The organism is Streptomyces sp. NPDC058045 (genome assembly GCF_042885635.1).
Taxonomy (GTDB): Bacteria; Actinomycetota; Actinomycetes; order Streptomycetales; family Streptomycetaceae; genus Streptomyces.
In genome coordinates this window covers 1-5,589 of the sequence record NZ_JBHVRR010000106.1, presented here as the reverse complement: position 1 = coordinate 5,589, position 5,589 = coordinate 1, and the positions used below count along the sequence as shown (strand labels likewise).

The window sequence follows — 5,589 nt, the reverse complement described above, 5'->3', positions numbered from 1 at the left end:
CGCCATCCCGGCCGGCCGGCAGGGCCTCGACACCGGCCCCGAGACCCGCAAGCTGTACGCCGCTAAGCTCGCCGACGCCGCCACCGTCTTCTGGAACGGCCCGATGGGCGTCTTCGAGCACCCCGACTACGCCGAGGGCACCCGGGCCCTCGCCCAGGCCCTGATCGACTCCCCGGCCTTCACCGTCGTCGGCGGTGGCGACTCCGCCGCCGCCGTACGCACCCTGGGCTTCGACGAGAGCGCCTTCGGTCACATCTCGACCGGCGGCGGCGCCTCTCTCGAATACCTTGAGGGCAAGACGCTTCCCGGCCTCGCCGCACTGGAGAACTGACACCACTCATGACGAACCAGACCACCCGCACCCCGCTCATGGCGGGCAACTGGAAGATGAACCTCAACCACCTTGAGGCCATCGCCCACGTCCAGAAGCTCGCCTTCGCCCTCGCCGACAAGGACTACGAGGCCGTCGAGGTCGCCGTCCTCGCCCCCTTCACCGACCTGCGTTCGGTGCAGACCCTCGTCGACGGCGACAAGCTCAAGATCAAGTACGGTGCCCAGGACCTCTCGGCGCACGACTCCGGGGCCTACACCGGCGAGATCTCCGGCCCCATGCTCGCCAAGCTGAAGTGCACCTATGTCGCGGTCGGCCACTCCGAGCGGCGGCAGTACCACGGCGAGACCGACGAGCAGTGCAACGCCAAGGTCAAGGCGGCGTACAAGCACGGCCTCACTCCGATCCTCTGCATCGGCGAGGGCCTCGACGTCCGCAAGGCCGGCGAGCAGGTCCCGCACACGCTGAACCAGCTCGACGGCGCCCTGAAGGACGTCCCGGCCGAGCAGGCCGAGTCGATCGTGATCGCCTATGAGCCGGTCTGGGCCATCGGCACCGGCGAGGTCGCCACCCCCGAGGACGCCCAGGAGGTGTGCGGCGCGATCCGCGGCCGCCTCGCCGAGCTGTACTCGCAGGAGCTGGCCGACGGGGTCCGCATCCAGTACGGCGGCTCGGTGAAGGCCGGCAACGTCGCCGCGATCATGGCGCAGCCCGATGTGGACGGCGCCCTGGTGGGCGGGGCCGCGCTGGACTCCGACGAGTTCGTCAAGATCGTCCGCTTTCGGGACCAGTGAGCCCGCGGTGCGGCCCGGCCCGGCGGCCGGGCTGCACCCGGCCGGTGAGTAGGCGCTGACGGCGATCCGTCGTACTCTTGCGGGGGCCGGCCGGATGGTGCCGTGTGAGCACCGGCCGGACGCGCCCCGTCCGTCTGTAGCCGAGGAACACAAGAGAGAAGGGTCCCAGCCGTGGTTTTGGGGTTCTCGATCGCCCTGATCGTCTGCAGCCTGCTGCTGATGCTGCTGGTGCTGATGCACAAGGGGAAGGGCGGCGGCCTCTCCGACATGTTCGGTGGCGGTATGCAGTCGTCCGTCGGCGGATCCTCCGTCGCAGAGCGCAACCTGGACCGCATCACCGTCGTGGTCGGTCTGGCCTGGTTCGCGTGCATCGTGGTGCTCGGCCTCGTGATGAAGCTCGACGGCTGACCCGCGACCGGCCGGATCCCGCCCCGGCCACCCCCGGGCCCCATGCCGGGTACGCGCCATTCGGCGCGGCCTACCATGGGGCTCGCGTCTGTTCCACGGCGGGGTAACTCCGGGCACTGGACGTGTGTCGGGCCTCACGTAGACTGAGGCGCCCGCAACGGAGTGGACCGTCGACGCGCTCCGCGGCACGCACCTCACGCAGGGAGTTACGACCGTGGCAAGTGGCAACGCGATCCGTGGAAGCCGGGTCGGAGCGGGGCCGATGGGTGAGGCCGAGCGCGGTGAGTCCGCGCCACGCCTGCGCATCTCCTTCTGGTGCTCCAACGGACATGAGACCGAGCCGAGTTTCGCCAGCGACGCGCAGGTCCCCGACACCTGGGACTGCCCCCGCTGCGGCTTCCCCGCCGGACAGGACCGGGACAATCCGCCCGCCCCGCCCCGCACCGAGCCGTACAAGACGCATCTCGCCTATGTGCGGGAGCGGCGCAGCGACGCCGACGGTGAGGCCATCCTCGCCGAGGCCCTGGCCAAGCTCCGGGGCGAGATCTAGCGAACTCCCGGGCGGGGCCGGTTCATCGCCGGGCGGCTCTGGTCAAGTCCCATCAATTCCTGGGCGGGGCTTGTCGATTCCGGGCGGGGCCGGTCGGTTATCGGGCGGTATCCGGCGGACTTCGGTCAACTCCTCGGCGGATTCGGTCGACCTCGGACAGCCTCGTACCTGCCTCGAATGAACTCCCTTGCGGAGACCGGCAGTTGACTGTCCTCTCCGGAACGCTCCCCGCCAGGCCCCCGCAGTGCCGGCCGCGGTCGATTGTCAGTGGCTCCCACTACGTTCGGTGACAGGGTTTCGTGCGAACGGCGCCGAGACCGGGCTCACCAGGGGGAGTTGTGACGGCCATCGACGCCGCCGAGGAGCGGGCACCCGTATGGCGCGGGGGGTTCGGACGGCTGTGGAGCGCCGCCGTGCTCTCCAGTTTCGGGGACTCGCTGCGCGCCGCCGCCCTGCCGCTGCTCGCGGTCTCCCTCACCGACCGGCCGATGCTCATCGCCTCGGTCACCGCCTGCGGCTATCTGCCCTGGCTCGTCTTCGGGCTGCTCGGCGGCGCGGTCGCGGACCGGGTCGACCAGCGACGCGCCATGTGGCGCACCGACCTCGTACGGGCGCTGCTGGCCGGGGCGTTCGCCGCCGCCGTCGGCCTGGGGCACGCCGGGATCGCCCTGCTGATCGCCTTCGCGTTCGCCCTCACCACCCTCGGCACCCTCTTCGACAACGCGGCCACCGCACTGCTGCCCGCCCTGGTCGCCCCGGCCGCCCTCGGCAGCGCCAACGCCCGGCTGCTCACCGGCCAGCGGATCGCCGGCGGCCTGCTCGCCGCGCCCCTGGTGCCCCTGCTCAGCGGGTACGGCACCGCGCTGCCCTTCGCCGCGGACGCCGTGACCTACCTGGCCGCGGCCGCCCTGGTCGCCTCGCTGGCCGCCGCCGCCCCGCCCCGGGAGCCATGCCCGGCGGGCAGCGGCCTCAGAGCGGACATAGCCGAGGGCCTGCGCGCCCTGCGCGGGGACAGGGCGCTGCGCGGTCTCTGCGCCGCCGCCCTGTGCAACATCGGTATGGGCGCCCTGATCGCCACCCTCGTCGTCCTCGTCACCGACGGGCTCGGCGCGGGCAGCACCGGATTCGTCGCCGCCACCACGGCGTTCACGGTGGGCGGGCTCGCCGGGGGAGCGGCGAGCGGGGCTCTCACCGGGAGACTGGGGCGGGTGCGTGCCGTGTTCCTGGCCGGGACGGCCCAGACGGCCGCCCTGATCGCCATGGGCACCGTGCGCTCCCTGCCGGTACTGCTGGCGGCGATGGCGGTCTTCGGCTTCATGGGGATGCTCTGGAACGTCAACACCACGACCTTGATGCAGCAGCGCAGCCCCGAGGGGATGCTCGGCCGGATCAGTGCCGCCTTCCGCACCCTGGCCGTCTCCGGTGCGCCGCTGGGCGCCCTGCTGGGCGGCGCCGTCGCCACCGCCTGGGGCAGCCTGCGGCCACCGCTGCTGGCCGCCGCCCTCTTCGTACTCGCCCTCGCCGCCCTCCTCCCGGCCGCCCACACCCCGGCACCGGAAGGCCCGGTACCCGAAGCCCCGGCACCCGGAGGCCATCCGGCGGACACCCGGCGCACGGCTCACCCCGAGCCCTGATCAACTAGGTTGGAGCCGCAGCGGTGCACAGTGACGTACGCAGGTACGAGAGAAGGTCGAAGCCCGAGATGAACGCAGACAGCACCAACGGCACCACCCGGCTGAACCGGACACCGCAGTGGGCCGCCCTCGCCGAGCACCGGGACGAGTCGGGGGAGGTACAGCTGCGGGAGCTGTTCGACGCCGACCCGGACCGCGCCCACCGGTACACGCTGGACGTGGGTGACCTGCACATCGACTTCTCCAAGCACCTGGTGACCGATGAAACGCTGCGCCTGCTGCGGGAGTTGGCCGAGGCGACGGATGTGGCCGGGCTGCGGGACGCCATGTTCCGCGGCGAGAAGATCAACACCACCGAGGACCGCGCCGTACTGCACACCGCGTTGCGCGCCCCCGCCGACGCCGTCATCGAGGTCGACGGCGAGAACGTGGTGCCCGAGGTGCACGCCGTGCTGCGCAGGATGGCCGAGTTCGCGGACCGGGTGCGCTCCGGCGAGTGGACCGGCCACACCGGCCGCCGTATCCGCAATGTGGTCAACATCGGCATCGGCGGTTCGGATCTCGGGCCCGCCATGGCCCACGAGGTGCTGCGCCCGTACACCGACCGCGAGTTGACGGTGCGCTTCGTCTCCAATGTGGACGGCGCCGATCTGCACGAGGCGCTGTACGGGCTGGACCCGGCGGAGACGCTCTTCATCATCGCCTCCAAGACCTTCACCACCATCGAGACCATCACCAACGCCACCTCGGCCCGCGCCTGGCTCCAGACGGGCCTCCGCGCCGGACAGGACGCGGTGGCACGGCACTTCGTGGCGCTCTCCACCAACGCGGAGAAGGTCGCCGAGTTCGGTATCGACACGGCCAATATGTTCGAGTTCTGGGACTGGGTCGGCGGCCGCTACTCCTACGACTCCGCCATCGGCCTCTCCCTGATGATCGCCATCGGCCCGGACCGCTTCCGCGAGATGCTGGACGGCTTCCACCTGGTCGACACGCACTTCCGCGCCGCCCCCGTCGAGCACAACGCCCCGTTCCTGCTGGGCCTGTTGGGCATCTGGTACGGGAACTTCCACGACGCCCAGTCCCATGCCGTGCTGCCCTACTCGCACTACCTGTCCAAGTTCACCGCCTACCTCCAGCAGCTCGACATGGAGTCCAACGGCAAGTCCGTGGCCCGGGACGGGAAGCCGGTGGACTGGCAGACCGGGCCCGTCGTCTGGGGCACACCCGGCACCAACGGGCAGCACGCCTACTACCAGTTGATCCACCAGGGCACCAAGCTGATCCCCGCCGACTTCATCGGATTCGCCCGCCCCTTGGCCGAGTTGGAGCCCGGCCTGGCCGCCCAGCACGATCTGCTGATGGCCAACTTCTTCGCCCAGACCCAGGCGCTGGCCTTCGGCAAGACCCCGGAGGAGGTACGGGCCGAGGGCGTGCCGGAGGAGCTGGTGCCGCACAAGACGTTCCGTGGGAACCACCCGACGACCACCATCCTCGCCAAGGAGCTGACGCCCTCGGTGCTGGGCCAGCTCATCGCCCTCTACGAGCACAAGGTGTTCGTCCAGGGCGCCGTGTGGAGCATCGACTCCTTCGACCAGTGGGGTGTCGAGCTGGGCAAGGTCCTGGCGAAGCGGGTGGAGCCGGCCCTGGCGGAGGGGACGCAGGTGCCGGGGCTGGACCCGTCGAGTGCCGCCCTGGTCGCCAAGTACCGGGAGCTGCGGGGGCGTTGACGGTACGACGGTGCCGGGCGGCCCCGGTGGGGGGGGGCCCCGGCCCCGGGGGGGCGGAAGGCCGGTGTGACAGGGCGAGGCCCGGGGGGTGCTGCCGCGGGGGTGGGGCGGTGAGGGTTAAACAAAAGAAGGAGCCGGCGAA

6 protein-coding genes are annotated in these 5,589 nt (G+C 71.2%); all 6 read left to right on the top strand.

Going from position 1 to position 5,589, the window contains the following annotated elements; translation table 11 throughout:
• Nucleotides 1-331: phosphoglycerate kinase (pgk, locus tag ACFVST_RS29160; protein ID WP_390156605.1), on the top strand; the 331-nt coding region annotated here is incomplete at its 5' end.
• Nucleotides 332-339: 8 nt separating this feature from the next.
• Nucleotides 340-1,125: a triose-phosphate isomerase gene (gene tpiA, locus ACFVST_RS29155; protein WP_390156604.1), complete on the top strand. Its 786-nt coding sequence runs from the start codon at nucleotides 340-342 to the stop codon at nucleotides 1,123-1,125.
• A gap of 171 nt (nucleotides 1,126-1,296) precedes the next feature.
• Nucleotides 1,297-1,533: a preprotein translocase subunit SecG gene (secG, locus tag ACFVST_RS29150; RefSeq protein WP_390156603.1), complete on the top strand. Its 237-nt coding sequence runs from the start codon at nucleotides 1,297-1,299 to the stop codon at nucleotides 1,531-1,533.
• 214 nt (nucleotides 1,534-1,747) lie between these two features.
• Nucleotides 1,748-2,083, top strand: coding sequence for an RNA polymerase-binding protein RbpA (locus tag ACFVST_RS29145; RefSeq protein WP_390156602.1), 336 nt, complete (start codon nucleotides 1,748-1,750; stop codon nucleotides 2,081-2,083).
• Between the two features lie 338 nt (nucleotides 2,084-2,421).
• A complete protein-coding gene (locus ACFVST_RS29140) occupies nucleotides 2,422-3,717 on the top strand; it encodes an MFS transporter (protein WP_390156601.1) in 1,296 nt (431 codons plus the stop codon).
• A gap of 68 nt (nucleotides 3,718-3,785) precedes the next feature.
• Nucleotides 3,786-5,447 carry a glucose-6-phosphate isomerase gene (gene pgi / locus ACFVST_RS29135; protein ID WP_390156600.1) on the top strand — a complete coding sequence of 554 codons (1,662 nt, stop codon included), beginning with the start codon at nucleotides 3,786-3,788 and terminating at the stop codon, nucleotides 5,445-5,447.
• Nucleotides 5,448-5,589 lie beyond the last annotated feature (142 nt).